Consider the following 26,553-nt stretch of genomic DNA (forward strand, 5'->3'; position numbering starts at 1 on the left):
GTTACTCCCCTTTACTCTTCAATGAAGCCTTTATATTTACGAGTTACCATCCGACCTTCGATTTGTCTCGCTGCTTCAAGAGCAACACCGACAACGATCAGTAAACTAGTCCCGCCCAAACGGATACCGCTTGGTAGGTCCCATAACGCTGACGCAATCATAGGAACTACTGAGATAAGCCCTAAGTAAAACGCCCCTACAGTACTCAAACGCATTAACAAGCTTGAGATATATTCTTCCGTGCCACGACCTGGTCGTACACTGACGATATAGCCTCCTTGTTTTTGCAAGTTTTCGGCAACCTTTTCTGGGTTAACTTGCACAAACGCATAAAAATAAGTAAAGACAATAATCAAGACTGTATAGATAACTGCTCCTACTGGTTCTTCCATGTTGAAAATAGTATTCATCACTTTAAACCATCCTGCGTCTGAATAACGTGTATTCAGCAATTGTAAGACTGTTGCAGGAGCCATCATAAATGAGCTAGCAAAGATAACAGGTATTACACCTGCAGAGTTAATCTTTAGTGGTAACCATGAAGTCTCATGACTCCCACTAGCTCTTTTAGAGTATTGGATCGGTAAACGACGTTGCGCTGTTTCCATGATCACAACGAATACGACGATCAAGATCATAGCGATCACTAGTCCTACGGCAAAACCGATATTTGTCCAGTTTTCACTTAATTCTTTTCCTGCAAAATAGGTGTCATAAAAACCGACTAATCCTTCAGGAATACGAGCAACGATCCCAGCAAAAATCAAGATCGACACACCATTTCCGATACCATGAACCGTGATTTGATCACCAATCCATGTTAAGAGCATTGTCCCAGCTGTTAGTACTAGTGCAATGGTCAAATAGGTTTGGATACCAGGGTTTGTAATCAACCCAAAATTTGACAGGGAGTTAAACCCGATTGACAGTCCGATAGATTGGATGAAAGCTAAAACAATCGTGATGTAACGCGTCATTTGATTTAACTTCCGACGACCTACTTCACCTTGTTTTGACCATTCAACAAACCGAGGAACTATGTCCATTTGTAATAGCTGAACAACGATTGAAGCGGTGATGTAAGGCGAAACACCCATTGCGAAGATGGAGTAATTACTTAATGCTCCACCACCAAATGTATTCAATAACCCAAACAACCCTTGGTTAGCGATCGCACTGATCACACCAGAATTGACACCAGGCACGGTGATGTGCGCGCCGATCCGGAATAACAACAGCATAGCTGCTGTAAACGCTAATCGACGTCTAATATCCTTAACTTGTAAGGCGTTTTTCAGCAATTTGAACATTAGATCACCTCTACTGTTCCACCAGCTGTTTCAATCGCTTCTTTAGCTGATTGAGAGAATTTGTGTGCTTTAACGGTAACTTTACGTTCTAGTTTGCCGTTTCCTAGGATTTTGATGCCATCTTTTTCAGCTTTGACTAAGCCAGCTTCAACTAATTCAACTGGTGTCACTACTGCATCATCTTCAAAACGGTTCAAACTATCAACATTAACAATGGCGTATTCTACGCGGTTAACATTCTTGAAACCACGTTTTGGAATGCGACGGAATAATGGTGTTTGGCCACCTTCAAATCCTAATCTCACTTTACCACCTGAACGTGCTTTTTGTCCTTTTTGTCCACGACCTGATGTCTTACCATTACCAGATCCTTGACCACGACCAACACGGTTGCGTTCGCGGCGAGACCCTTCAGCAGGTTTTAATTCGTGTAGTTTCATTAACAAGGCACCTCCTTTTAACTTTAAATTTATTTAACTTCCTCAACATCTACTAGATGAGCGATCGTATTGACCATACCAGTGATCGCGTCACTTTCAGTTTTGACAACACTAGAACGAATCTTAGTCAAGCCAAGAGCTTTTGCAGTTGCGATTTGATTTTGAGGACGTCCGATCAAGCTTTTCTTTAATGTGATTTTTACATCTGCCATGTGGTTGTCCTCCTAATTCAATAATTCTTCTACGGTTTTACCGCGTAATTCAGCAACATCTTCTGCTCTCTTCAATTCAGATAATCCCTTAACTGTCGCACGGACAATGTTGATTGGGGTATTTGAACCCAATGATTTAGACGTAATATCAGAAATACCTGCTAATTCGATGACGGCACGAACTGGTCCACCAGCTGATACTCCAGAACCGGCAACAGCAGGTTTCAATAAGACACGTCCACCACAGAACTCTCCAATTACTTCATGAGGAACTGTTGAGCCAGTACGAGGAACTTCGATCAAGCTCTTCTTAGCATTTTCAATTGCTTTACGGATCGCTTCAGGAACTTCTTGTGCTTTACCAGTACCAAAGCCAACGTGACCATCTTTATCGCCAACTACAACGAGTGCAGCAAAGCGTAAACGACGTCCACCTTTAACAACTTTAGTAACACGGTTGATTGCTACAACGCGATCTTCTAATTCTAATTTGTTTGGGTCGATGCTAGTCATTAATGTATTTCCTCCTTCTTCTAGAATTCTAAGCCGTTTTCACGAGCTGCATCAGCTAACGCTTTGATACGGCCATGATAAAGATATCCGCCACGGTCGAACACAACTTTAGAAATGTTGGCTGCTTTGCCGTGTTCAGCAATCAGTTTACCAACTGCTTTGGCTTGTTCAACTTTAGTTCCTTCTGAAACTGCGGTATCTAGAGTTGAGGCACTTGCTAGCGTCACACCCGCTACGTCATCAATTAATTGAGCGTAGATGTTTTTGTTTGAACGGAATACATTTAAGCGTGGGCACTCAGCAGTACCAGAAATATGTCTGCGGACACGAACGTGTCGTTTTTGACGTATTTTATTTTTGTCTGGTTTTGAAATCACAATTTTCACCTCTATAACTTTTTATTTATCCAAGTCGTCGCGATTAGGCTACTGCCTTCTGACGCCGAATTGGTTGATTGACATAGTTAAAAAACTGGTTATTACTTACCAGTTTTACCTTCTTTACGAAGAACATACTCATCCGTATAACGAATTCCTTTACCTTTATATGGTTCAGGTGGACGTACACCACGAATGTTAGCTGCTAAAGCACCAACTGCTTGTTTATCGTAACCTTTAACAATGACTTTTGTATTGCTAGGAACTTCGATTTCTATACCTTCAGGTACATCGAACTCAACTGGATGAGAGTACCCAACGTTCAATACAAGTTTTTTACCTTGTAATTGTGCACGATACCCAACACCGATCAGGTCTAGTTCTTTTTTGAAGCCTTCTGTTAAACCGACGATCATATTGTTGATGATAGCACGAGTTGTGCCATGGATCGTACGACTTTCTTTACTATCGTTATCACGAACAACTGATAAGATGTTGCCATCTTGGTTGAGAGATAGACGATGATCATATTTAAATTGTAATTCTGCTTTTGCACCTTTAACAGTCACGACATGATCGTTGTCTGATACTGTTATGCCAGCAGGAATCTCAATAACTTTTTTACCGATACGACTCACTGGATTGCACCTCCTTATTGATTACCAAATGTAAGCTAATACTTCGCCACCAACATTTTTAGCACGAGCTTCTTTATCAGTGATCACACCTTCAGAAGTTGAAATGATTGCAATGCCTAAACCATTTAGTACTTTAGGTACTTCAGTTGACTTTGCATAAACTCGTAAACCTGGTTTTGAAATTCTTTTTAATCCGGTGATAACGCGTTCGCTATCTTTACCATATTTTAAGTACACTTTGATTGTGTTTTGTTTGTCATCTTTGCTAACTTCGTAGTTTCTGATGAAACCTTCACGTTTTAAAATGTCTGCTATAGCCACTTTAGCGTTTGAAGCTGGTACATTCAATGACGCATGGCGAACCATGTTTGCGTTGCGGATGCGTGTTAAGAAATCCGCGATTGGATCTGTCATAACCATTACCGATTACCTCCTCTATGTTAAGATTTTACCAACTTGCTTTTTTCATGCCTGGAATTTGACCTTTATAGGCAAGTTCGCGCAAGCAAATACGGCATAGTCTAAATTTACGATAAACGGAGTGTGGACGGCCACAACGTTCGCAGCGCGTGTACTCACGTGTAGAAAATTTTTGTTTCTTTTGGTTCTTTTGAACCATTGATGTTTTAGCCAAACTACTCGCCTCCTTGGATTATTTGTGGAATGGCATTCCTAGTTGCGTTAATAATTCGCGTGCTTCTTCATCTGTTTGGGCAGTCGTTACAATAACGATATCCATACCGCGAACTTTATCAACATCATCATAAGAAATTTCTGGGAAAATCAATTGTTCTTTAATCCCTAGTGTGTAGTTACCACGTCCATCAAATGCTTTTTTAGAGATTCCACGGAAGTCACGTACACGAGGTAGAGATACAGTTACTAATTTGTCTAAGAAGTCATACATTCTTTCGCCGCGTAACGTTACTTTAGTTCCGATTGGCATACCTTCACGCAAACGGAATCCAGCGATTGATTTTTTAGCTGTTGTGACAACTGGTTTTTGACCAGCAATAAGTGTTAATTCTGAAACTGCTTTTTCTAAGTTCTTAGAATTTGAAACAGCGTCACCCACACCCATATTGATCACTATTTTTTCAATTTTTGGTACTTGCATGACTGAAGCATATTCAAACTTTTCAACTAAAGATGGTACAACAGTTTCTTTATACTTTTGATTCAAACGGTTCATTGATGAGTCCTCCTCCCTATAGTTACTCGATTATTCTTCTATTTTCTTAACGTTAGAAGCATGGATTGGTTGTTCAACTTCGATAATCCCGCCAGCTTGGTTTGCTTGGTTAGGTTTTGCATGTTTCTTTGCAATGTTGACTCCTTCAACAATCACACGATCAACTTTAGGAAGAGCTTTTGTAATGACGCCTTCTTTTCCTTTATCTTTACCTGCGATAACTTTTACTTTATCACCTGTTTTTACGTGCATAAGTGAGGCACCTCCTTCGTTCTAGATTACTTCTGGAGCTAGTGAAACGATTTTCATGTAGTTGTTATCACGTAATTCACGAGCAACTGGTCCAAAAATACGAGTTCCTCGAGGACTTTTATCGTCACGGATAATAACGCATGCGTTTTCGTCAAATTTGATATAAGAACCATCTTTACGATGTGCTCCATGTTTCGTACGTACAATTACTGCTTTAACAACGTCGCCTTTTTTAACAACGCCACCTGGTGTTGCTTGTTTAACAGTTGCAACAATCACATCACCGATACCAGCTGTCTTACGTCCAGATCCACCTAATACTTTGATGGTCAAGACTTCGCGAGCGCCAGAGTTGTCAGCTACTTTTAAGCGGCTTTCACTTTGAATCACGATAATTTCCTCCCTTCGATACTGTTAAATCATTAGATAATAACTGATTCTTCAACGATTTCGATTAAGCGGAAATGTTTCGTAGCTGATAGCTTGCGAGTTTCCATAATCCGAACGACATCGCCTAATTTTGCTGAGTTATTTTCATCATGTGCTTTAAAACGTTTTGAATACTTAACGCGTTTTCCGTAAGCTGGATGAGATTTGTATGTATCAACTGATACGATGATTGTCTTGTCCATCTTGTCAGAAACGACTCTACCTTGATAAACTTTACGTTCGTTACGTTCTGATGACATTTATTTGCCTCCTTTACTGAAGTACTACTTTTGCAATTCTTGTTGACGCAATACAGTTTTAATGCGTGCAATCGATTTACGGACTTCTTTAATACGAGCCGTGTTTTCTAATTGCCCTGTTGCAAGTTGGAATCTCAAGTTGAATAATTCTTCCTTGAATTCTTTTTCCTTAGCAATCATTTCTTCAGTGGATAGCTCTTTGATTTCATTAGCCTTCATTCGATTCACCACCATTTTCTTCACGTTTCACGAATTTCGTCTTGATTGGCAACTTATGAGAAGCTAAACGTAATGCTTCACGGGCCACTTCTTCAGAAACTCCACCGATCTCAAATAAAATTTTACCGCGTTTAACTGGTGATACCCAGCCTTCAGGAGCCCCTTTACCAGAACCCATCCGTACGCCGATAGCTTTAGCAGTATAGGATTTATGAGGGAAAATCTTGATCCATACTTTCCCGCCACGTTTCATATAACGAGTCATGGCAATCCGAGATGCTTCTATTTGACGGTTAGTGATCCAGCTAGATGAAATAGCTTGTAATCCGTATTCGCCAAATGAGATTTCTTTGCCGCCTTTTGCTTCTCCGCGCATTTTTCCACGGAATTCACGACGGTGTTTTACTCGTTTAGGTACTAACATGCTTATTTCCCTCCTTTATCGTTATTTTTTGTTGGCAAGATTTCACCACGGTAGATCCAGGTTTTAACACCCAATTTACCAAAGGTTGTATCTGCTTCTTCCCAAGCATAGTCGATATCAGCACGTAAGGTATGTAATGGAACAGTACCTTCTGAATATGATTCAGCACGCGCAATATCTGCTCCGTTCAAACGGCCAGAAACTTGGGTTTTGATTCCTTTCGCACCAGCACGCATTGTGCGTTGGATAGCTTGTTTTTGTGCTCGACGGAACGCTACACGATTTTCCAATTGTTTCGCAATTCCTTCTGCTACTAACTTAGCATCTAGGTCAGGTTTTTTGATTTCTACGATGTTGATATGAACTTTTTTACCTGTCATATCATTTAATTTTTGACGTAATTTATCAACTTCTGAACCACCACGACCGATGACCATACCAGGCTTAGCTGTATGAATCGAAATGTTGATCCGTTTAGCTGCACGTTCGATCTCAATAGTTGAAACAGATGCTTCTTTAAGTGTTTCGTTGATGTAAGCACGAATTCTCAAATCTTCGTGTAAGTAATCTGCATAATCTTTGTCAGCGTACCATTTAGCATCCCAGTCACGGATGATACCAATACGCATTCCGATTGGATTGATCTTTTGACCCACTGATTATCCCTCCTCTGATTCTGATACCACGATCGTAATGTGGCTCGTACGTTTTAAAATTGGTGAAGCAGATCCTTTTGCCCGTGGGCGGAACCGTTTCATTGTTGGTCCTTCATTTACATATGCTTCAGTTACAACTAAATTTTCAATATCTAAGTCAAAGTTGTGTTCTGCATTAGCTATCGCTGATAGTAACACTTTTTCAATGACTGGTGATGCTGAACGTTGTTTGTATTTTAATACAGCAATTGCTTCGCCGACTTTTTTGCCTCTGATCAAATCGATTACTAGGCGCACTTTACGAGGTGCAATACGGACCGTTTTCGCAGTTGCTGTAGCACTATTGATGCGTTCTGCCATGGTTGATTCCCTCCTCGTTATCTTACTTTCGTGCTTTTGTCATCCCCGGAATGTCCACGGAATGTTCTAGTTGGTGCGAATTCGCCTAATTTATGACCTACCATATCTTCTTGGATATAAACTGGAACGTGCTTTCTACCATCATATACTGCAATGGTTTGTCCCACAAAGATTGGGAAGATAGTTGAACGGCGTGACCACGTTTTGATCACCGTTTTTTTATCGCTATTTGAAGCTGCTTCGACTTTTTTCATCAAATGATCATCGACGAAAGGTCCTTTTTTCAGACTACGGCTCATGTCAGGTCCTCCTTTACAAAGTTTTCATGAGTAACTCTTTGATTAGTATTCAATAGTAGTTAAGTTTATTTTTTACGTCCGCGTACGATCAATTTGTTTGAACGTGCTTTCTTGTTACGTGTCTTCAAGCCAAGCGTCTTCTTACCCCATGGTGACATAGGTGATGGACGACCGATTGGAGCTTTACCTTCACCACCACCATGTGGGTGATCGTTAGGGTTCATAACAGATCCACGAACAGTTGGACGTTTGCGTTTCCAACGAGAACGACCAGCTTTACCGATGTTGATCAATTCATGTTGTTCATTTCCTACTGTACCAATAGTGGCACGGCAAGAGCTCAAAATCATGCGTACTTCGCCTGAGTTCAAACGAACTAAAGTGTATTTGCCTTCTGTTCCTAGTACTTGAGCACTAGTTCCAGCTGAACGAATCAATTGGCCACCTTTACCAGGTTTTGTTTCAATGTTGTGGATGATTGTACCAACTGGAATATTTGCTAATGGCAAAGCATTCCCTAGTTTGATATCAGCATCAGCACCTGATTGAATTTTTTGACCTACAGTCAATCCTTTTGGAGCAATGATGTAAGTTTTCACGCCATCAGCGTAATGGATTAATGCGATATTAGCTGAGCGGTTTGGATCATATTCAACTGCTGCAACAGTTCCGGCAATGCCGTCTTTATTACGTTTAAAATCGATCACACGGTAAGCACGTTTATGACCGCCACCTTGATGGCGTACAGTGATTTTACCTTGTGCGTTACGGCCAGCATTGTTTTTAGCTGATTCTAACAATGTTTTTTCTGGTGTTGTTTTAGTGATTACACTAAAATCATAACCCGTCATATTACGACGACCGTTAGAGGTTGGATTATATTTTTTAATCGCCACTTCGTTTCCCTCCTGTTTACTTAATTAGTGTTTATTCTTCATCGAATAATTTGATGTCTTTTGAAGCTTCAGTCAGTGTTACGATGGCTTTTTTACGTTTGTTTGTATAGCCTTGGTAACGTCCCATACGTTTCAATTTACCGCGAACGTTTAGGATGTTGACTTGTTTTACTTCAACATCGAAGATTTCTTCAACTGCTTTTTTAACATGTGTTTTTGTAGCGCGAACATCAACATCGAACGTATACTTCTTGTCGTCCATCGCTATCATAGAAGCTTCAGTTATAACTGGGCGTTTAATAATATCACGTGCATCCATTATTTAAGACCCTCCTCTGTCGTGCTAAGAGCGGCTTTTGTAATGATTACTGTGTCGTTATAAATAACGTCAAGTACGTTCAACCCAGCTGCAGTGATCACTGTAACGTTTGGTAGGTTACGTGCTGCAAGGGCTGAAACATCATTTCCTTCTTCAAGGACAACTAATGTTTTGCCTGAAACGTTCAAGTTGTTCAATACATTAGCAAATTCTTTTGTTTTTGGTGTTTCAAATGCTAATTCGTCAACGGCTACTAATGCGTTGTCGATTACTTTTTGTGATAACACAGAGTTCAATGCTAAGCGACGCACTTTGCGTGGTAATTTGTAGCTATATGAGCGTGGAGTTGGTCCGAATACGGTACCACCGCCAACCCATTGTGGTGAACGGATCGATCCTTGACGGGCACGACCTGTCCCTTTTTGGCGCCATGGTTTACGGCCACCACCGGAAACTGCAGAACGATTTTTAACGGCATGTGTTCCTTGACGAAGAGAAGCTCTTTGTGCAAGTACTGCATCAAAAACAGCATGTTCGTTTGGTTCGATACCGAAAACAGCATCGTTTAATTCGATGTCACCGTTTTGCGTTCCATCTTGTTTTAATAAAGTGATTTTTGGCATGATGTGTTATCCTCCTTCCGTCGTTTTCTATTATTTAATTGATTTAAGTGCTGTTTGGATTTTAACAAGTGCTTTTTTAGAACCAGGTACATTACCTTTGATCAAGATAACATTTTTGTCAGCATCAACATGAACGACTTCAAGATTTTGAACCGTTATTTGAGTACCGCCCATTTGTCCTGGTAGGTTTTTACCTTTAAACACTTTAGACGCATCTGACGCCATACCCATTGAACCAGGGCGACGATGATAGCGAGAACCGTGAGCCATTGGCCCGCGTGATTGTCCGTGGCGCTTGATAGCTCCTTGGAACCCTTTACCTTTAGATGTACCAGTGACATCAACAATGTCTCCAGCTGAAAACTCAGCTACACTTACTTCTTTTCCTACTTCATACTCACTAAGTGCTACATTGTTGAATTCGCGAATGAAGCGCTTAGGAGTAGTATTTGCTTTTGATACATGACCCTTTTCAGGTTTGTTCGATAATACTTCACGTTTGTCTTGGTATCCCAATTGCACTGCTTCATAACCGTCTGTTTCAACAGTTTTTACTTGAAGAACAACGTTTGGCGTTGCTTCAACAACAGTAACTGGTACTAATTCACCAGATTCAGTGAAGTATTGAGTCATTCCTACTTTACGTCCTAAGATTCCTTTGGTCATGGTTACACCTCCATTTATTTATTATAGTTTGATTTCAATATCCACACCGCTAGGTAAGTCGAGCTTCATTAAAGCATCAACTGTCTTAGGTGTTGGATTCAAAATATCGATGAGACGTTTATGTGTCCGTATTTCGAACTGTTCACGAGAATCTTTGTATTTATGCGTTGCACGGATCACAGTATAAAGTGATCTTTCAGTTGGCAACGGAATAGGGCCAGCTACACCAGCACCAGTTCTCTTTGCAGTTTCTACGATTTTTTCAGCAGATTGATCAAGCGCACGATGTTCGTAAGCTTTAAGTCTGATCCGAATCTTTTGTTTTGCCATGTTTTTTCCCTCCTTCGTCAATTGTCTATCAATGACTAGCTCCACGTGAATTTCCGACGACCCTTCCGTGGCAAAGCGTCCGGGTGTGTCGCAACCTCTCGCTTCTAAGCTTCCCCAATCTATTCAGACAGGGGGTGTGTAAATGGGCATACGAGTGCCTAAACATAATAACACACTCTTGACATTATACAGAGATAACACTATGATAGCAAGCTTTTTCTACGTTTTATTTTATAAACGCCAAATTTTAATCTATTTCTTATTTTTGAACGTTTATGGGGCATCCAGTCGATTAGAGCAGCTTGTCTTGACGACCTTGTTCACCGTTTTAACTGGCGGCGGGCGCCTCTTTCTTTCATGAGATTTTGATTAAACTATTTGGCATAAACTATTGACAATGTTGTCTGATTTCATTAAGATGCTATTAAATTGAATAAGCAGATAGAGGTAGCGGTGCATCAGAGTAGATGGTGGAGCAGGTATGCTAGGAAACCATTGAAAGGTAATCATCGCCGAACAAGATCATTAGACATAATCATCTTGTGGGGATAGTTGAGAAGATCACTATCACTCGATCCTTGGGATTGGCGCTATACTATTACACGTGTGTGATACGTTTTTAGAGACTTCAGCTGATCTAGTTGAAGTCTCTTTGCTTTTTACACCGTTTGCTAGTCGCAAGCGTGCCTCGTCTCTCATTCAACTTATCTAAGGAGGGACATTATGATAGAGCAACAAGAACACCGTACAAACTGGAAAAAACAACTCGTATTCTTTATTTTTACTCTTTTTGTTTTAGCACTGGTATTAACGGGTTGTGGCGATAAAGATAATGAATCAGCAACTACTGATGACTCAAGCGAGCCAACAGAGGAATTCGTTGTTGGGATGGAGGGGGCTTACGCACCATATAACTGGACGCAGGCGGATTATTCCGATACTGCTGTTCCGATTGATGGCGGCCAATATGTCGATGGCTATGATGTTCAGATTGCTCGCCGTATTGCAGATAAACTTGGCAAAAAATTGGTGATCAAGAAAATTGCCTGGGAAGGTTTGATTTTATCACTGCAAACACATCAGATCGATGCCATCGTCGCTGGGATGTCACCAACACCTGAACGGGCAGAACAAATTAACTTCTCGGATATCTACTATATAAACACAGACGCTGCTTTTGGTGTCGTTGTTCAAAAAGGAGGTCCGTTAGCAGATGCTTCAACCATTAATGACTTCTCTGGCGCAAAGATCACTTCTCAAGTTGGAACTTACCATGGCGCCTTACTAGATCAGTTAGTTGGTGTTAATCGTCTTGAAGATATGAAGGATTTCCCAACGATGACCATCGCCTTACAATCTGGTGAGATTGATGGCTTTGTAGCAGACAATGGTACGGGCCGCTCAATCAACGCCAACAATCCTGACCTTGTCTATCTTCCTTTGGTCGGAGACGAGGGCTTCCAACTTGAACCTTATATGAACGGTGTGGCAGTTGGTGTTAACAAAGATAACCCTGAACTCGTAACCCAAATCAATGATGCTTTAGCTACCATCTCAACTGATGAGCGTGAAGAACTGATGGATGCCGCCGTCAATTACGGAGCTGCGACAGAAACTTCTTTCTTTAAACAAGTCGGAGAAATACTTAAAAACAACTACAAATCTTTAGTAAAAGGGACTTGGACCACCTTATTTATTTCCCTAACAGCAACCGTAATCGGATTCTTAATTGCCTTGTTCGTTGCGATTGTCCGTCAATCCAAAGTTGGTGATATCATAGCGCGAATCTATATCACCATCTTTAGAGGAACTCCTATGATGGTACAAGCCATGGTCATCTTCTATGGAGCTTCGATGCTGTTTGATGGCTTCCAATGGTCGAACCTTCCATACGGGAACACTGTTGCAGGTATCATCGTCGTAAGTATCAACACGGGTGCTTATATGGCAGAAACCATTCGAAGTGGTATCAACGGCCTCGACAAAGGGCAATTCGAAGCAGCACAAAGCTTGGGCTTCTCAAAATGGCAAACCATGTTTACGATCATATTACCCCAGGCTGTTAGAAGTGTGATTCCAGCATTGAGCAACGAACTGGTCGTCAACGTCAAAGATACTTCCGTTTTAAACATTATTGCTATTACTGAACTATTTTTTGTATCAAACGGGATTGCATCATCAACCTACCTCGTGTTTCAAACCTTTATCATTACAAGTGCTATCTACTTGTTCTTGACAATTGTATTGACCGCTTTGTTGAAACAATTTGAATTGTTCTGGGATCGTTCGAAGCAAAAACCATCGAGCTATCCAGCGTCCGTTTCGGATAATACTCAATTCGCACCTAAAAACTGATAGTTGCAAAGGCATAGAAACATAGAAAGGACAACCATAATGAGTGAAAACCAACCGCTTATTACCGTAAAAGATCTCCACAAATCATTTGGTCCACACGATGTCTTAAAAGGCATCGACCTAGAGGTAAATGAAGGACAAGTCGTTTCAATCATAGGATCTTCAGGCTCAGGGAAATCAACGCTACTACGGTGTCTGAATACCCTTGAAACTTTTGACAGTGGTGAAGTCTTAATCAACGGTGATCCAATTGGGACTATCCCATCTAAAAAACTACATACCACTGTTGGAATTGTTTTCCAAAACTTCAATTTATTCAATCACATGAGCGTATTGCAAAACTGTGTCGTTCCTCAAGTCAAGATTTTAAAAAAGACGAAAGAAGAAGCCACCGCCTATGCGATGCAACTGCTTGAGAAAGTCGGGATGGCGCCATTTGCCAGCAAGAATGCTCAAACACTGTCAGGTGGTCAAAAACAACGGGTAGCAATCGCCAGAGCCCTGGCCATGCGACCAGCAGCCCTCCTCTTTGACGAACCGACAAGTTCACTAGACCCTGAAATGATCGACGAAGTATTAGCCGTTATGCAAGACCTGGCCAAAGAAGGACTGACTATGGTAGTCGTGACACATGAGATGAGCTTTGCACGTGATGTCTCAGATACCGTCATCTTTATGGATGGAGGCGTCGTCTTAGAAAGTGGCAGCCCTGAAGACATCTTTGAGCACCCTACCCATGATCGTACGCAACAATTCTTGAGCCGTTATAGAAAAGGAGTCGAACTTTAATGACCACACCACATCACACAACTAGCAATCACACCACAAATGATTATGACACAAACCGCCAAACAACTGATCGAGCTACAGTTACTTCAATGACTACCCACATAAAAGAGAGAGCTAAAGCTCATTTAAGTGAGATGAAACAGTTACGCCGAACGATTCATCAAAATCCTGAACTTGCTCATGAAGAGTTCAAAACCCAAGCACTAGTTCGTTCAGTCTTAGATGATTTAGGCATCCCTAATCAACCGTTAGCCGGCACTGGTGTAGTTGGTCTTATTGAGGGGGGACATCCTGGAAAAACTGTTTTATTACGAGCAGATATGGATGCGCTACCCGTAGACGAAGAAGCCGATGTCCCTTACATTTCAAAAGTTGCGCATAAGATGCACGCTTGTGGTCACGATGGACATACTGCCGGTTTACTTGGCGCGGCTATGATTCTGAACGACCTAAAAGATCAACTACATGGCAATGTTAAACTCATGTTCCAACCTGCTGAAGAAACTGATGGTGGCGCCAAACCAATGATTGATGAAGGTATTCTCGAAAACCCAACCGTATCTGCAGCTTTTGGACTCCATTTAGCTGGTGATAAAAACAAAGGAGAACTTTGGGTGAAACATGGTGCAATGATGGGAGCACCTGATGAATTCGAAGTCACGATCACCGGAATTGGGGGACATGCCGCACATCCTCACGACAGCATCGACCCAATATCATTAGCCGCTCAATTCATTACTGAAATTCAATATATGGTAGCTAGACGATTTGATCCCGTTAAACCGATCGTTGTTTCAATCACTAAAGTCCATGCTGGAGATGGGTTGAATGTCATTCCAGAAACGTGTGAAATAGGTGGCACTTTGAGAACACTCTATCCAGAGACAAGAGAAAAAGCGCGTCAACTAATCGAAAAAACCCTGGCGAGCATCTGTGCCTTGAACGATGCTAGCTATACCTTCAACTTCATGCCTTCCTATCCACCAGTTATCAACGACAATGACATGACTGATGTTGTGGTAAGAGCTTTGAGTGATTACGCGGGCGAAGAGAATGTTCATGAACATATTTTCCCAAGCCTTGGCGCAGAAGACTTTGCCTATCTTTGCGAAGCAGTGCCATCTTCTTACTATAATGTCGGCATAAAAGAACCTGACGGCGCTCCAGCAATCCACCATCATCCAAAATTTGCTTGGAACGATGACGTCTTAGAAGTCACAAGTGCCACTCTAGCTCAAATCGCTTATCAATACCTTGAGGAAAATAGCTGATATCCAAGCTTTAGTTTTACTCTTTTGAGAATAGCTGCGATGATAGTTGTTTTAATGCTATCTAACATAGACATTAAACAGAATATAGAAATTAAAAAGGATATAAAGATAAAATAGATATAAAGATAAAAAGGATATAACGGTAGGTTCAGTCAACCTCCACCCGTTATATCCTTTATTTTATATTTCTACACAAAAAAGCAGACCCTCGTCCACTTGATTATCCTTCTCTGATAGTTTGCTATCACAGCTTGATGATTCCAGTGGCTCGGGTCTGAGCGCTTTTTTCACAATAGTTAAATTATGCTTCGATCTTAGATACTACGCCAGATCCAACAGTACGTCCGCCTTCACGAATAGAGAAACGAGTTCCTTCTTCGATAGCAACAGAGTGGATCAATTCAACTTCGATCGTAACGTTATCGCCAGGCATTACCATTTCAGTACCTTCTGGTAAGATACATACGCCTGTGATGTCAGTTGTACGGAAGTAGAATTGTGGACGGTAGTTAGTGAAGAATGGCGTATGACGGCCACCTTCTTCTTTAGTCAACACATACACTTCAGCAGTGAATTTTGTATGAGGTGTAATCGAACCTGGTTTAGCTAATACTTGTCCACGTTCGATATGGTCACGTGTTACACCACGTAACAATGCTCCAATGTTATCCCCAGCTTGAGCATAGTCTAACAATTTACGGAACATTTCAACACCGGTAACAGTTGTTTTCATAGTATCTTCAGTGATACCAACGATTTCAACTTCGTCTCCGACTTTAACTTCACCACGTTCAACACGGCCTGTTGCCACAGTACCACGACCAGTAATTGAGAATACATCTTCTACTGGCATCATGAATGGTTTGTCGTTATCACGTTCTGGAGTTGGGATGTAGTCATCAATAGCATCCATCAAGTCTAAGATTTTTTGTTCGTATTCAGGATCGCCTTCTAATGCTTTCAAAGCAGAACCTGCGATGATTGGAGTTTCGTCACCAGGGAAGTCGTATTCTGTTAAGAGGTCACGTACTTCCATTTCAACTAATTCCAATAATTCTTCATCGTCTACCATATCCATTTTGTTCAAGAAAACGACGATGTAAGGAACACCAACGTTACGAGAAAGTAAGATATGTTCACGTGTTTGTGGCATTGGACCATCTGCAGCAGATACTACTAAGATAGCGCCGTCCATTTGTGCAGCACCAGTGATCATGTTTTTAACATAGTCAGCATGGCCTGGGCAGTCAACGTGAGCGTAGTGACGAGTTTTAGTTTCGTATTCAACGTGAGACGTGTTGATAGTTATACCACGTTCGCGTTCTTCAGGAGCTTTATCGATTGAACCGTAGTCAGTCGCTTTAGCGAACCCTTGTTTTGCTAATACAGTTGTAATTGCAGCTGTTAATGTTGTTTTACCATGGTCAACGTGGCCGATAGTCCCAATATTCAAATGGGGTTTTGTGCGGTCGTATTTTTCTTTTGCCATTTTGATTATTCCTCCTAAATTAAGTGTGATGTATTTTTTAATGCAATAGTCGATAGAGACTATCTATTGCCTAAATTATAACGATTCAACAGTTGTTTAGTCAACCGCGAAGCGTATTGCTGCGGCAATCTTATTCTGATTTACCGCCATGTTTTGCGATGATTTCTTCAGCAATGCTCTTAGGAACATCTTCATAGTGATCAAATTGCATTGTGAAGGTTCCACGTCCTTGTGTTGAAGACCGTAGTGTCGTCGCATAACCAAACATTTCAGATAACGGAATCATTGCCTTAACGATTTGTGCGTTTCCGCGAGCTTCCGTTCCTTCAATACGGCCACGACGAGCGTTAACGTGTCCCATCACATCACCTAAGTATTCCTCAGGTACTGTGATTTCAACAGCCATCATAGGTTCAAGGATAGATGGTTTAGCTTTCTTAGCAGCTGCTCTCAAAGCCATCGAAGCAGCAACTTTAAAGGCTGTTTCAGATGAATCGACATCATGGTAAGAACCATCATACAATTTAGCTTTGATATCAACCATTGGGAATCCAGCTAACACACCATTTTGCATTGCGTCTTTCAGTCCAGCTTCAACGGCAGGAATGTATTCACGAGGAACCACACCACCGACGATAGCATTTTCAAACTCAAAGCCAGCACCCTCTTCATTAGGGGTAAATTCAATCCATACGTGACCATATTGACCTTTACCACCTGATTGACGAACGAACTTACCTTCAGCTTGAGTTGCAGCACGGAATGTTTCACGATATGAAACTTGTGGTGCACCAACTGTTGCTTCTACCTTAAACTCACGACGTAAACGGTCCACGATGATATCCAAGTGAAGTTCACCCATACCTGCGATGATTGTTTGGCCTGTTTCGTGGTCTGTAGAGGCACGGAATGTTGGATCTTCTTCAGATAGTTTTTGCAAAGCAATCCCCATCTTATCTTGGTCAGCTTTTGAGTTTGGCTCGATAGCCACTTCAATAACTGGTTCAGGGAAGACCATTGATTCAAGAATAACTTCATCATCAGAGTCACATAACGTATCCCCAGTAGTCGTATTCTTCAATCCAACTGCTGCTGCGATATCGCCAGAGAAGACTTCAGCAATCTCACGACGGTGGTTCGCATGCATTTGTAGGATACGTCCAACACGTTCACGTGTATCTTTTGTTGCGTTTTGAACATATGATCCTGATTCCAATGTACCAGAGTAAACACGGAAGAAAGTCAAACGACCAACATAAGGGTCCGTCATAACTTTAAAGGCTAAGGCTGAGAATGGTTCGCTGTCGTCAGCATGACGTTCAACGATTTCATCTTCATTTCCTGGACGATGACCTTTGATTGATTCAACGTCTGTTGGCGCTGGTAAGTAGTCGATAACACCATCTAGTAATAATTGTACCCCTTTGTTTTTAAACGCAGAACCACAAAATACTGGGTAGAAATCAACTGACAAGGTTGCTTTACGAATTGCTTTTTTAAGATCATCTGTTGAGATTTCTTCACCTTCAAGATAAGCCATCATGATGTCTTCATCTGTGTCGGCAACAGCTTCGATCAATTTAGTATGCCATTCTTCAGCAAGATCACGATATTCTTCAGGAATTTCTTCTTCTAAGATATCTGTTCCTAAATCATTTTCGTAGATATAAGCTTTCATCGTAATAAGGTCGATGATTCCTTGGAAGTCATCTTCAGCACCAATTGGTAATTGAACTGGATTTGCATTAGCTTCCAAACGTTCATGTAAGGTTTTTACAGAATATAAGAAATCAGCACCAATCTTGTCCATCTTGTTGACGAACACGATTCTTGGAACACCGTAAGTTGTCGCTTGACGCCAAACCGTTTCTGTTTGAGGTTCAACCCCAGATTGAGCATCCAAGATTGCAACTGAACCATCTAATACACGTAGCGAACGTTCAACTTCAACTGTGAAGTCCACGTGACCTGGCGTATCGATGATGTTGACACGATAACCTTTCCATTGCGCCGTTGTAGCCGCAGAGGTAATGGTGATCCCACGTTCTTGTTCTTGTTCCATCCAGTCCATTTGTGAAGCCCCTTCATGAGTTTCACCAATTTTATGGATACGACCAGTATAGTACAAGATACGTTCGGTACAGGTTGTTTTACCGGCATCGATATGGGCCATGATTCCTATATTACGAGTTTTTTCTAAAGAAAACTCTCTTTTCGCCATAAGTCTAGAACACCTCTTTCTTCATTAATAAAGAATTGATCAACAACATGTCGATTACCATCTGTAATGAGCAAAAGCTTTATTAGCTTCAGCCATTTTATGAGTATCTTCACGTTTTTTAACAGCAGAACCACTATTGTTAGCAGCGTCCATGATTTCACGAGCTAAACGAGTTTCCATTGTATCTTCTCCACGTAAACGTGAATAGTTGACCAACCAGCGTAAAGCTAGTGAGGTACGACGATCTGGACGTACTTCGATAGGCACTTGATAGTTAGAACCCCCTACACGGCGAGCTTTTACTTCAAGAACTGGTGAAATGTTCTTCATTGCTTCTTCAAACACTTCAATTGGATCATTGCCAGTTTCTTCCTTAATGATTTCAAATGCACTGTATAAAATTGTAGCTGCTTTTCCACGTTTTCCATCAACCATCAAACGGTTGATCAAACGAGTTACTAATTTTGAATTATAAATTGGGTCTGGTAAAACATCGCGTTTTGCGACTGGTCCTTTACGAGGCATTTATACTCCTCCTTTCTTAAGTGTAGTTTTATTTAGGTCTTTTAGTACCGTATTTAGAACGACCTTGACGACGGCTGTCAACGCCTGCTGTATCAAGCGCACCACGAACGATATGGTAACGAACCCCTGGCAAGTCTTTAACACGACCTCCACGGATCAATACAACACTATGTTCTTGTAGGTTATGACCGATACCAGGAATGTAAGCAGTCACTTCAATCAAGTTAGATAACCGCACACGCGCGTACTTACGTAATGCTGAGTTAGGCTTCTTAGGCGTCATTGTGCCGACACGGGTACAAACTCCACGTTTTTGAGGAGATAGAGTAGTCGTTTGAGCCTTTTTCTTGCTGTTGTAGCCCTTGTTCAACGCAGGAGAATTAGATTTAGTAATTGCAGACTTGCGAGGTTTGCGGACTAATTGGTTTATAGTTGGCATGAATCGTTTCCTCCTTTTTAATTCTTTATATCTTGGTCCACACATCCAGGCGGTTCTTTGATGTCAAAATAAAAATAGACCATGTAAGCCTAGTCTGTGTGCACTTTTATTTCAATCAGCACGTCTGAATAATCAGGGATAGAATAAAAGCACCTTACGAATAATATCATGATGACAAAGTGAAGTCAACATTTTCAAGGGTATTTCACGCTATAATAGCTATTTTAATCTTCCTTTAATTTCTGGTTTCCTCGTTTTTCTAATAAGCTGCAATCAACAACTCTAAAAAACGATAGGTCGTGCTACCATTAGCACGGCTTATCGTTTAGAGTTTTTACTGTTTTTCGAACCATCAGTTTAAAAGGAACTATTTCTGACACCATTTCACAGTTATCTGCAATGGCTTTAATCACACGTTCACAACCTTTGGCTCCCATCTCGTAAAGGGGTTGGCCAATCGTTGTCAATGGTGGTGAGCTCATCCAAGCAATACTTGTATCATCGTAACCAATTATCGAGAGATCATCAGGGATTGTTAGGCCATTTTCATAGGCAACTGATTTAACACCCATAGCCGTCTCATCACTAGCGCAAACAATCGCTGAAGGTATCTTTTTTTGTTTAAAAAATTGTTGCATCGCAGCTACTCCAGCATCAAAACTAAAATCTCCAAACACAATATAGTCGCGATCTATTGGCCGGTTATGTTGTTTCAAACAGTCCAAATAACCCTTTAGCCGAGGTAATCCAGCTATTTTATCTGTATCATTGATTCCCACTAGTCCTATGGTTGGGTGATGATGATCAATCATATACTGAGTGGCCTGATAGATTGCTTGATAATCGTCAACTTTGATATAAGGCAACGTGTCTCCCTCAGCCTGCGTTGACAATAATATAGTTGGCAAATTGAGCCAAGTAATTAATTCTTGTTGTTTTTTCCCGAGATAAATGGATACAATGATCACTCCATCAACACGGCGATTAGCCATTAATTTTAAGCTATCCCCCAAGCGATTCCCTTCGATACCCGCATGCGTCAAAATAACACTATAGCCATGTTCATAGGCAACGTCTTCAATACCATTGACAATATTCCCATAAAAATTAGTACTCACATTAGGGATGATGATTCCTATCGTCTTGGTTTTATTAGTCACCAAACTTGTAGCCGTCTCATTTTTATAATATCCAAGATCTTTTGCAGCTTGCAAGACGCGGTCTCTAGTTTCCGTCCCGTATCCGCCAATGTCATTAATGACTCGTGATACGGTGGCGGTCGAGACCCCTGCTCGTTTGGCGATATCTTTTATCGTTGCTACCATGGCATTTCCTCTACTTTGTCTGTTGGTTAGTTTGGATGAGATTAGCGTAATCGCTATCATTACTTACGATTATACATTAGTTATGCACATATACCAGTGCTTGATAAGGTGCAATCGTCATTTTTGATGCTATAACAGTCGTTTGCTGACTTTTGTCTTCAACACTGTTAGTCAAGAGTAGCGACCAATCTTTTCCAACAACTGTTTGCGGCAACTTTATTTCAGCTTCATCTTTAGTTAAGTTCACAATAACTAAAAGACGTTCCTTTTCTAAGAAGCGTTCATACACATAGACTTGCTTGTGTTTTGGTAGATAGTCCACATAATGACCAGACACCAGCACTTCTTTTGTTTTACGAAGGTGAATTAGTTGCTTGTAGTAATTTAAAATCGAGCTTTTTTCAACCCTTTGTTGTGCCACATTGATTGTCTTATGATTAGGATTGACCGCCATCCATGGCTTACCAGTTGAAAATTCAGCATTATCGCTCCAATCCCACTGCATAGGCGTCCGACTGTTATCACGTGAGACACTACTCATGAGTTCTAAGATTTCAAGGGTTTTGGTGGCTTGGTCTTTTTCACCGAGCAAATCTTTGATTTGATTCTTTGCCGTCACATCATCGAGCTGGTCAATAGCCGTAAAGGTCATGTTAGGCATACCCAGTTCTTGGCCTTGATAAATGAAAGGTGTGCCTTGTAAGAGTAAATACATAGTGGCTAGTGCCTTGGCTGACCTTGCCCTATACTGTGGTGTATCATTCCCAAAAACTGAAACGCTACGTGGAACATCATGATTTTCCATATAGAGAGCATTCCAACCTTCACCATAGTCTAAGGCTCTTTGCCAACGACCCAGGGCCCTTTTTAGACCAACTACATCAACGGCTTCGTTCTTATCACGTTGCCAGAGCGAAATATGCTCAAATTCAAAGATCATATTGAAATACCCATCATTACCAACCCATTCCGTGGCTTCTTCGGCAGTCACACCCGACGCCTCGCCGACTGTCACAATATCATACTCTTTGAAGACTGCACTTAGCTCTTTTAAGTATTTACCGATTCCTTTGACATTTGTAAACGGTGAGTGAGGCCAATCAGGACGAGCTTTGGTCTCCCAAGACGACTTCTTGATATGAGAGATGGCATCAATCCTAAACCCATCGATACCTTGATCAAGCCACCAGCGAATCATCCGAAAGATTGACTCGCGCATTTGCTTGTTTTCCCAATTCAAGTCGGGTTGTTCCTTCGCAAAAACATGAAAGTAGTTTTTCTTGAGACTAGGGACATACTCCCAGACAGATCCTCCAAAAATCGATTGCCAGTCATTTGGTTTTTCTGCCGTATCTGACCAGATGTAATAGTCATGATAGGGATTATCTTCCCCCTTACAGGCTTCTAGAAACCAAGGATGTTGATCTGAAGTGTGATTGATAACGAGATCCATGATGACTTTGATACCGTTCGCATGGGCTTCTTCTATTAATTGTGTCATATCGTCCATCGTCCCAAACTCTGGATTAATCGCTTGGTAATCGCTGATATCATAGCCATTATCGACATTAGGAGACTGATAGACTGGGTTCAGCCAGACAAAATCAACCCCGAGATCCTTCAAATAGCCTATCTTTTCACGAATACCATTCAAATCTCCGATACCATCACCATTAGAATCTTTAAAACTTTTCGGATAAATTTGGTAAGCAACAGCATCTTTCCACCACTTATCCGTTCGCTTTTTCGTCATCTGAGTTATTGCCCTCTTTCCTTCATCGTTAAGTTCTGTACTAACTTATATACCACAAATCATTCTGTTACTCTACAACACCAATTGTCTCATTCTGATCATTCGGTTCACTAGCTGTCTGACTAAAGTAAATCATATCCCAATACTCAAGGGATGGTATTTTAACGCTTATAAAGTTCCCGTTGGCATCCTGACCTGTTTCCATCTCCAGCTCTCTCGATTGTGATTGATAGGCAGGGTCTGGTGACGTCACCCATGCGCTTTTAAAAGAAGCATCCGTATAGTACTTGACAGTCATATCTGTCAATAATTCGGGTGTTTCTTTTTGCCCATCATTAGCTCGCCACTCATTGTCAGACACACCAACAAGATTAATCAATTGGATAGTATCCTGTTCATTCCCTGATTTGCTATAGGTCCATACGGTATTAGGTTCTCCATCAGCAGATTGGTCGTAATCCACAATCTCAATCCTGTTCCCATTATCTTCCAAGCCATCACGTAGTAAATTCTGGTAGGCTACAATAAAATCTTGCAAGCCTTTTTGGCGAGCCATGTGTTCTTCTGTCATATAAAGATGGTGCTTTGGAAAATACTCGCTTGATAACATTGCTTGTCCATCACCTAGTTCAATCCGAGATCCGCCCGCAGCGTAGACTGCCGCATCTGTCAATAATACCGCCGACATATTGAAAGGCTGGTCAATCACGCTATCGGCGTAATCATACTCCATATAAGCTGGGATGATGAGCGACTTACCGCCTGATTCTTTCCGCGATTGGTCGACTTCTCGTTTCAAGCTGTTATGGGTATTGTATTGGACGCCCTCACTGTCATGATCCCATGGCCAGATTTCGGCATATAACACATCAACAGCAGAAGCATTGACTTGTTCGATCCCCTGAGCTCCAACTGGATTGAAAGATAATTGATACCCCTCGAGTTCTGCCTTTGCCTTATCCAGAAACGCTTTATAGCCGTCTTTCACATAAAAGCCTTGTGAGTCATCGCCAAGCATATCATTCGACCACATTTTACCCCATTCGCCGACTGTATCGCCATGCCAGCCATCAAAGCCCATCACCTCTAACGCTTCGAGGTTTTTAGCAATGATGTAGTCTTGCCAGTCAGGATTTCTGATATCAAAAAAGAATAAGTTGGATTGCCCTGTAGGACTGGCCCCCATAGAGAAGGTAAACCGATCTCCTTTGTTTTTGCCACTTTCATGGTCTTCAGCATACCAAAGACCCCACTCATCTTTGATGCCGTATTTGGCATAATTGTTGGTGGCAGCATAGATCATATTATAGGACATATTGGTCATATTCTTTGCTTTCGCATCCGCAATATAACTCTTGACTGTTTCACCACTAATATGACGTCCAGCCCAGTCTTGCCATTCCATCGACCCATCTTCAGGAATCAACTGATGGTGTAAATACTTCCAGTCATAGTACTCGATCCCATTCAACTGCCAGTCTTTCATTTGATCGATGATACCTTCCGTCTCAACGCCCTTATCGAAGTTTGTCAAGAACCCATAACGTGGGAATTTGGTCCACCTACTCGACACATCAGCAGCACTTGTTGCTGTCGTTACTATTTTCCCTTTAGAATCGTCAAGTCTTATTTCAAACAAATACCCTTTGAAATCATCACTCGGCGCCGTCCATTTGATGATTTCATCGATCTGATTATCAGCCGTCGCCGTCCACTCACCCGTCAACACATCGACCGTCTTATCCAACTGTTTGACTGTCACTTCATACTGACCCTTCTTCGCCCCTAATACCTCAGCATCCGCTGTAAGCGTCAGTTGGATTGTTTCTCCAGGATCATACATTGCTTTGTCTAATGAAACCCTGACCTGAACCTCATTGCCCTCTGTTCCTTTGCTACTATTTAACGTCATAACTCCGTATCCTATCCCTATAAACAATAGGAGCATTACTGCCCCTATTCCTATCCACTGTATGGTTTTAGTTGTATTAGTTTTCTTCTGTTTCGAACCTTGCATCTCTTTTTTCGTCATATTGCTTCCAAAATCGTCTTTTTTTGGTAATAGCCGAACAACTTTCTTACCTTCTCGTTGAGTTCCTTACTGCTCGAAGCTTAACGTGTTTAGTCTCTACTTGTTAATTGTGCTCCAAACACAGCTTCTTCGGCACTAACTCTCTCCACATCGAAATTCTCTTGAATTTCTCGTTGAGTTCCTTACTGCTCGAAGCTAAACGTGTTTAGTCACTACTTAATTTCAAAAACAACCGCTTCGTATGGCTCAAGGTCTAATTGGCCTTTTTGGTAGGTTTTATCGTTATAATTTTGGATGATGGTTGATTTTGGTTCTTCTGTCAGTTCAAAGCTTGTTTTCTTCGCTTGGAAGTTGGTTACTACTAACCATTTTTGACCATCTAATTCTCGATAATAAGCAAACACATTCTCATCAGCTGTATCTACTAAGGTAAAGTCACCCCACACAACGATTGGATTATCATGACGTAATTGGATCAATTTTTGATAGGTGTAAAATAGCGAGTTTGAATCTTCTAACGCTTGCTTTACGTTGATTTCATGGTAGTTTGGATTGACATGCAACCACGGTGTACCGGTTGTAAAGCCAGCATTTTCGGAATAATCCCATTGCATTGGTGTTCTCGCATTATCACGGCCTTTAGCGTTGATTGACTTGAGAATATCTTCTTTCGCATAGCCACGTGCTAATCGGTCGTTGTACATGTTGATACTTTCAATATCATCGACTTCATCGATTGATTCTACAGGATAGTTAACCATCCCAATTTCTTCCCCTTGATAGATGTAAGGTGTTCCTTTTTGCAGATGCAACAAGATTGCAAGCATCTTGCCACTCTCTACACGATAGTCTTTGTCATTTCCCCACCGCGAGATGATGCGTGGCAAATCATGGTTATTCCAGAATAAACTGTTCCAACCTTCAGACGATAATTCTGTTTGCCATTTAGTGAACACTTCTTTAAGGGCAGGGATGGAGAGGTCTTGTAGATCCCATTTATCTTTCCATGGCTGTTGGTCTAAACCAGAGTGTTCAAACTGAAATACCATCGACAGTTCGTCACGTTCTGGTTTGGAGTATAACTTGGCAATTTCAGGAGTCGCTCCCCAAGTTTCCCCAACCGTCATCAAATCCTTGCCCCCAAATGTAGCATGGTGCATTTCTTGTAGATAGTCGTGTAATTTAGGTCCGTTTCCTGTAATTTTTTCAAATGGTTTTTTCCCAACTAAATCAATGACATCCATCCGGAAACCACCAATTCCCTTGTCAATCCAAAAGTTCATCATATCATAAACCGCATGACGAACCTTTTCATTTTCCCAATTCAAATCAGGTTGTTTTTTACTAAATAAATGTAAGTAGTACTGTCCTGTTAACTCACTATATTCCCAAGCAGAACCTGAGAAAGTCGACCCAAGATCATTTGGCGGATTTCCCTCAGCATCTGGATCTGCCCAAACATAATAGTCTCGGTAAGGATTATCTTTTGATTGCTTAGCTTCAACAAACCAGGCATGCTCATCACTCGTGTGGTTAACCACTAAATCCATGATAATCTTGATATTGCGTTTGTGTCCTTCTGCAATCAATTCGTCCATATCTGCCATGGTCCCAAATTCATCCATGATATCTCCTGAATCATTCATAGATTTTTATACAGGGACATTTTTATCAAAAAATTAGGCGAAACTGAAATGTTTCTTTCTTTTTTACAAATCGATTAGATTCCTTCCTAACGGAAGAAAAGAAAAGTTCATTTCTACTAAAAAAGAGCGCACTTTCCCCTTGTTTTTTTGAATAATTTTTAAAATTATCGATTTAACACTCGAATCATAGGTAAGTTAAATTCTGAAGAATCGTTTCAAACTCTTTGTCATACACATTTGCACAACTGAATTGGATTTGAACTCGACGAGCATGATGTGTCAGTCGAGAAGCA

32 protein-coding genes, 2 pseudogenes and 1 riboswitch are annotated in these 26,553 nt (G+C 41.2%); of the genes and pseudogenes, 4 read left to right on the forward strand and 30 right to left on the reverse strand.

Features of this window, described 5'->3' with window-relative positions:
* Positions 1-11: 11 nt before the first annotated feature.
* The 22 genes and pseudogenes from secY to rpsJ all read right to left on the reverse strand — a co-directional run bounded on the left by secY (position 12) and on the right by rpsJ (position 10,415).
* Positions 12-1,310, reverse strand: coding sequence for a preprotein translocase subunit SecY (gene secY / locus H541_RS0104845; protein WP_022796211.1), 1,299 nt, complete (start codon positions 1,308-1,310; stop codon positions 12-14).
* Positions 1,310-1,750, reverse strand: a complete 441-nt coding sequence (gene rplO / locus H541_RS0104850) for a 50S ribosomal protein L15 (protein ID WP_022796212.1) — start codon at positions 1,748-1,750, stop codon at positions 1,310-1,312. Before rplO ends, secY begins: the two co-directional genes overlap by 1 nt.
* A 29-nt stretch (positions 1,751-1,779) precedes the next feature.
* A complete protein-coding gene (gene rpmD, locus H541_RS0104855) occupies positions 1,780-1,962 on the reverse strand; it encodes a 50S ribosomal protein L30 (RefSeq protein ID WP_022796213.1) in 183 nt (60 codons plus the stop codon).
* 12 nt (positions 1,963-1,974) lie between these two features.
* Positions 1,975-2,475, reverse strand: coding sequence for a 30S ribosomal protein S5 (gene rpsE / locus H541_RS0104860; protein WP_022796214.1), 501 nt, complete (start codon positions 2,473-2,475; stop codon positions 1,975-1,977).
* 20 nt (positions 2,476-2,495) lie between these two features.
* Complete coding sequence (gene rplR / locus H541_RS0104865; RefSeq protein ID WP_084684526.1) at positions 2,496-2,861, reverse strand: 50S ribosomal protein L18; 366 nt, start codon at positions 2,859-2,861, stop codon at positions 2,496-2,498.
* A gap of 92 nt (positions 2,862-2,953) precedes the next feature.
* Entirely contained in the window at positions 2,954-3,490 is a 537-nt protein-coding gene (gene rplF, locus H541_RS0104870; protein WP_022796216.1) for a 50S ribosomal protein L6, read from the reverse strand.
* A gap of 21 nt (positions 3,491-3,511) precedes the next feature.
* A complete protein-coding gene (rpsH, locus tag H541_RS0104875; RefSeq protein ID WP_022796217.1) occupies positions 3,512-3,910 on the reverse strand; it encodes a 30S ribosomal protein S8 in 399 nt (132 codons plus the stop codon).
* Between the two features lie 28 nt (positions 3,911-3,938).
* A complete protein-coding gene (locus tag H541_RS0104880) occupies positions 3,939-4,124 on the reverse strand; it encodes a type Z 30S ribosomal protein S14 (protein WP_022796218.1) in 186 nt (61 codons plus the stop codon).
* An 18-nt stretch (positions 4,125-4,142) separates the two neighbouring features.
* Complete coding sequence (gene rplE, locus H541_RS0104885) at positions 4,143-4,682, reverse strand: 50S ribosomal protein L5 (RefSeq protein ID WP_022796219.1); 540 nt, start codon at positions 4,680-4,682, stop codon at positions 4,143-4,145.
* 36 nt (positions 4,683-4,718) lie between these two features.
* A pseudogene (gene rplX, locus H541_RS0104890) lies at positions 4,719-4,934 on the reverse strand (50S ribosomal protein L24); the annotation flags it as partial.
* 21 nt (positions 4,935-4,955) lie between these two features.
* Positions 4,956-5,324, reverse strand: coding sequence for a 50S ribosomal protein L14 (rplN, locus tag H541_RS0104895; RefSeq protein WP_022796221.1), 369 nt, complete (start codon positions 5,322-5,324; stop codon positions 4,956-4,958).
* Positions 5,325-5,356: 32 nt separating this feature from the next.
* Positions 5,357-5,623: a 30S ribosomal protein S17 gene (rpsQ, locus tag H541_RS0104900; protein WP_022796222.1), complete on the reverse strand. Its 267-nt coding sequence runs from the start codon at positions 5,621-5,623 to the stop codon at positions 5,357-5,359.
* Between the two features lie 24 nt (positions 5,624-5,647).
* A complete protein-coding gene (rpmC, locus tag H541_RS0104905; protein WP_022796223.1) occupies positions 5,648-5,842 on the reverse strand; it encodes a 50S ribosomal protein L29 in 195 nt (64 codons plus the stop codon).
* Positions 5,832-6,266: a 50S ribosomal protein L16 gene (gene rplP, locus H541_RS0104910; protein WP_022796224.1), complete on the reverse strand. Its 435-nt coding sequence runs from the start codon at positions 6,264-6,266 to the stop codon at positions 5,832-5,834. Before rplP ends, rpmC begins: the two co-directional genes overlap by 11 nt.
* Before the next feature lie 2 nt (positions 6,267-6,268).
* Positions 6,269-6,922 (reverse strand): 30S ribosomal protein S3, encoded by a 654-nt coding sequence (gene rpsC, locus H541_RS0104915; protein WP_022796225.1) that lies wholly within the window; start codon positions 6,920-6,922, stop codon positions 6,269-6,271.
* Positions 6,923-6,925: 3 nt separating this feature from the next.
* The gene (rplV, locus tag H541_RS0104920; RefSeq protein WP_022796226.1) at positions 6,926-7,282 is read right to left on the reverse strand and encodes a 50S ribosomal protein L22; all 357 of its coding nucleotides are present in this window, start codon (positions 7,280-7,282) and stop codon (positions 6,926-6,928) included.
* A gap of 17 nt (positions 7,283-7,299) precedes the next feature.
* The gene (gene rpsS, locus H541_RS0104925; RefSeq protein WP_022796227.1) at positions 7,300-7,581 is read right to left on the reverse strand and encodes a 30S ribosomal protein S19; all 282 of its coding nucleotides are present in this window, start codon (positions 7,579-7,581) and stop codon (positions 7,300-7,302) included.
* Positions 7,582-7,646: 65 nt separating this feature from the next.
* Positions 7,647-8,477: a 50S ribosomal protein L2 gene (rplB, locus tag H541_RS0104930; RefSeq protein WP_022796228.1), complete on the reverse strand. Its 831-nt coding sequence runs from the start codon at positions 8,475-8,477 to the stop codon at positions 7,647-7,649.
* Between the two features lie 31 nt (positions 8,478-8,508).
* Complete coding sequence (rplW, locus tag H541_RS0104935) at positions 8,509-8,796, reverse strand: 50S ribosomal protein L23 (RefSeq protein WP_022796229.1); 288 nt, start codon at positions 8,794-8,796, stop codon at positions 8,509-8,511.
* Entirely contained in the window at positions 8,796-9,419 is a 624-nt protein-coding gene (rplD, locus tag H541_RS0104940; protein WP_022796230.1) for a 50S ribosomal protein L4, read from the reverse strand. Before rplD ends, rplW begins: the two co-directional genes overlap by 1 nt.
* A gap of 30 nt (positions 9,420-9,449) precedes the next feature.
* Positions 9,450-10,085 (reverse strand): 50S ribosomal protein L3, encoded by a 636-nt coding sequence (gene rplC / locus H541_RS0104945; protein ID WP_022796231.1) that lies wholly within the window; start codon positions 10,083-10,085, stop codon positions 9,450-9,452.
* Between the two features lie 21 nt (positions 10,086-10,106).
* A complete protein-coding gene (rpsJ, locus tag H541_RS0104950) occupies positions 10,107-10,415 on the reverse strand; it encodes a 30S ribosomal protein S10 (protein ID WP_026501627.1) in 309 nt (102 codons plus the stop codon).
* A 142-nt stretch (positions 10,416-10,557) separates the two neighbouring features.
* Between rpsJ and H541_RS0104955 the strand changes: the two genes are divergently transcribed.
* From H541_RS0104955 to H541_RS0104970, 4 genes are all read left to right on the forward strand, one after another.
* Positions 10,558-10,776, forward strand: a complete 219-nt coding sequence (locus H541_RS0104955; RefSeq protein WP_022796232.1) for a hypothetical protein — start codon at positions 10,558-10,560, stop codon at positions 10,774-10,776.
* Positions 10,777-10,849: 73 nt separating this feature from the next.
* Positions 10,850-11,016, forward strand: a riboswitch (Lysine riboswitch).
* A 122-nt stretch (positions 11,017-11,138) separates the two neighbouring features.
* Complete coding sequence (locus H541_RS11595; protein WP_022796233.1) at positions 11,139-12,770, forward strand: ABC transporter substrate-binding protein/permease; 1,632 nt, start codon at positions 11,139-11,141, stop codon at positions 12,768-12,770.
* 39 nt (positions 12,771-12,809) lie between these two features.
* Positions 12,810-13,559 carry an amino acid ABC transporter ATP-binding protein gene (locus H541_RS0104965; protein ID WP_022796234.1) on the forward strand — a complete coding sequence of 250 codons (750 nt, stop codon included), beginning with the start codon at positions 12,810-12,812 and terminating at the stop codon, positions 13,557-13,559.
* Positions 13,559-14,830 carry a M20 metallopeptidase family protein gene (locus tag H541_RS0104970; protein ID WP_022796235.1) on the forward strand — a complete coding sequence of 424 codons (1,272 nt, stop codon included), beginning with the start codon at positions 13,559-13,561 and terminating at the stop codon, positions 14,828-14,830. The genes H541_RS0104965 and H541_RS0104970 overlap by 1 nt, the downstream gene beginning before the upstream one ends.
* 301 nt (positions 14,831-15,131) lie before the next feature.
* On the opposite strand, the gene tuf is transcribed toward H541_RS0104970, so the two are convergent.
* From tuf to H541_RS11605, 8 genes and pseudogenes are all read right to left on the reverse strand, one after another.
* Positions 15,132-16,319, reverse strand: a complete 1,188-nt coding sequence (gene tuf / locus H541_RS0104975; RefSeq protein WP_022796236.1) for an elongation factor Tu — start codon at positions 16,317-16,319, stop codon at positions 15,132-15,134.
* A 130-nt stretch (positions 16,320-16,449) separates the two neighbouring features.
* A complete protein-coding gene (gene fusA, locus H541_RS0104980) occupies positions 16,450-18,540 on the reverse strand; it encodes an elongation factor G (RefSeq protein WP_022796237.1) in 2,091 nt (696 codons plus the stop codon).
* 54 nt (positions 18,541-18,594) lie between these two features.
* Positions 18,595-19,065, reverse strand: a complete 471-nt coding sequence (gene rpsG, locus H541_RS0104985) for a 30S ribosomal protein S7 (RefSeq protein ID WP_022796238.1) — start codon at positions 19,063-19,065, stop codon at positions 18,595-18,597.
* A 28-nt stretch (positions 19,066-19,093) separates the two neighbouring features.
* On the reverse strand, positions 19,094-19,504 hold the full coding sequence (gene rpsL / locus H541_RS0104990; protein ID WP_022796239.1) for a 30S ribosomal protein S12: 411 nt from the start codon (positions 19,502-19,504) through the stop codon (positions 19,094-19,096).
* A gap of 308 nt (positions 19,505-19,812) precedes the next feature.
* Complete coding sequence (locus H541_RS0104995) at positions 19,813-20,829, reverse strand: LacI family DNA-binding transcriptional regulator (protein WP_022796240.1); 1,017 nt, start codon at positions 20,827-20,829, stop codon at positions 19,813-19,815.
* 76 nt (positions 20,830-20,905) lie between these two features.
* Complete coding sequence (locus H541_RS0105000; protein ID WP_022796241.1) at positions 20,906-22,582, reverse strand: glycoside hydrolase family 13 protein; 1,677 nt, start codon at positions 22,580-22,582, stop codon at positions 20,906-20,908.
* A 67-nt stretch (positions 22,583-22,649) separates the two neighbouring features.
* Complete coding sequence (locus H541_RS11600) at positions 22,650-24,614, reverse strand: glycoside hydrolase family 66 protein (protein ID WP_240470901.1); 1,965 nt, start codon at positions 24,612-24,614, stop codon at positions 22,650-22,652.
* A 212-nt stretch (positions 24,615-24,826) separates the two neighbouring features.
* Positions 24,827-26,260, reverse strand: a pseudogene (locus H541_RS11605) (glycoside hydrolase family 13 protein); the annotation flags it as partial.
* Positions 26,261-26,553: the final 293 nt, after the last annotated feature.

It is taken from the genome of Bavariicoccus seileri WCC 4188, from assembly GCF_000421665.1.
Taxonomy (GTDB): Bacteria; Bacillota; Bacilli; order Lactobacillales; family Aerococcaceae; genus Bavariicoccus; species Bavariicoccus seileri.

Excerpts from the sequence above, each read along its gene's own strand:
- H541_RS0104965 (WP_022796234.1), top strand. The coding sequence starts at position 12,810 with ATGAGTGAAAACCAACCGCTTATTACCGTAAAAGATCTCCACAAATCA.
- rplO (WP_022796212.1), bottom strand. The coding sequence starts at position 1,750 with ATGAAACTACACGAATTAAAACCTGCTGAAGGGTCTCGCCGCGAACGC.
- fusA (WP_022796237.1), bottom strand. The coding sequence starts at position 18,540 with ATGGCGAAAAGAGAGTTTTCTTTAGAAAAAACTCGTAATATAGGAATC.
- rpsQ (WP_022796222.1), bottom strand. The coding sequence starts at position 5,623 with ATGTCATCAGAACGTAACGAACGTAAAGTTTATCAAGGTAGAGTCGTT.
- rpsJ (WP_026501627.1), bottom strand. The coding sequence starts at position 10,415 with ATGGCAAAACAAAAGATTCGGATCAGACTTAAAGCTTACGAACATCGT.
- rplD (WP_022796230.1), bottom strand. The coding sequence starts at position 9,419 with ATGCCAAAAATCACTTTATTAAAACAAGATGGAACGCAAAACGGTGAC.
- H541_RS0104955 (WP_022796232.1), top strand. The coding sequence starts at position 10,558 with ATGGGCATACGAGTGCCTAAACATAATAACACACTCTTGACATTATAC.
- secY (WP_022796211.1), bottom strand. The coding sequence starts at position 1,310 with ATGTTCAAATTGCTGAAAAACGCCTTACAAGTTAAGGATATTAGACGT.
- tuf (WP_022796236.1), bottom strand. The coding sequence starts at position 16,319 with ATGGCAAAAGAAAAATACGACCGCACAAAACCCCATTTGAATATTGGG.
- H541_RS11595 (WP_022796233.1), top strand. The coding sequence starts at position 11,139 with ATGATAGAGCAACAAGAACACCGTACAAACTGGAAAAAACAACTCGTA.
- rplV (WP_022796226.1), bottom strand. The coding sequence starts at position 7,282 with ATGGCAGAACGCATCAATAGTGCTACAGCAACTGCGAAAACGGTCCGT.
- rpsS (WP_022796227.1), bottom strand. The coding sequence starts at position 7,581 with ATGAGCCGTAGTCTGAAAAAAGGACCTTTCGTCGATGATCATTTGATG.
- rplP (WP_022796224.1), bottom strand. The coding sequence starts at position 6,266 with ATGTTAGTACCTAAACGAGTAAAACACCGTCGTGAATTCCGTGGAAAA.
- rplE (WP_022796219.1), bottom strand. The coding sequence starts at position 4,682 with ATGAACCGTTTGAATCAAAAGTATAAAGAAACTGTTGTACCATCTTTA.
- rpsL (WP_022796239.1), bottom strand. The coding sequence starts at position 19,504 with ATGCCAACTATAAACCAATTAGTCCGCAAACCTCGCAAGTCTGCAATT.
- H541_RS0104995 (WP_022796240.1), bottom strand. The coding sequence starts at position 20,829 with ATGGTAGCAACGATAAAAGATATCGCCAAACGAGCAGGGGTCTCGACC.
- rpmD (WP_022796213.1), bottom strand. The coding sequence starts at position 1,962 with ATGGCAGATGTAAAAATCACATTAAAGAAAAGCTTGATCGGACGTCCT.
- H541_RS11600 (WP_240470901.1), bottom strand. The coding sequence starts at position 24,614 with ATGACGAAAAAAGAGATGCAAGGTTCGAAACAGAAGAAAACTAATACA.
- rplC (WP_022796231.1), bottom strand. The coding sequence starts at position 10,085 with ATGACCAAAGGAATCTTAGGACGTAAAGTAGGAATGACTCAATACTTC.
- rpsH (WP_022796217.1), bottom strand. The coding sequence starts at position 3,910 with ATGGTTATGACAGATCCAATCGCGGATTTCTTAACACGCATCCGCAAC.
- H541_RS0105000 (WP_022796241.1), bottom strand. The coding sequence starts at position 22,582 with ATGACGAAAAAGCGAACGGATAAGTGGTGGAAAGATGCTGTTGCTTAC.
- rplW (WP_022796229.1), bottom strand. The coding sequence starts at position 8,796 with ATGGATGCACGTGATATTATTAAACGCCCAGTTATAACTGAAGCTTCT.
- rpsG (WP_022796238.1), bottom strand. The coding sequence starts at position 19,065 with ATGCCTCGTAAAGGACCAGTCGCAAAACGCGATGTTTTACCAGACCCA.
- rpsE (WP_022796214.1), bottom strand. The coding sequence starts at position 2,475 with ATGACTAGCATCGACCCAAACAAATTAGAATTAGAAGATCGCGTTGTA.
- rpmC (WP_022796223.1), bottom strand. The coding sequence starts at position 5,842 with ATGAAGGCTAATGAAATCAAAGAGCTATCCACTGAAGAAATGATTGCT.
- H541_RS0104970 (WP_022796235.1), top strand. The coding sequence starts at position 13,559 with ATGACCACACCACATCACACAACTAGCAATCACACCACAAATGATTAT.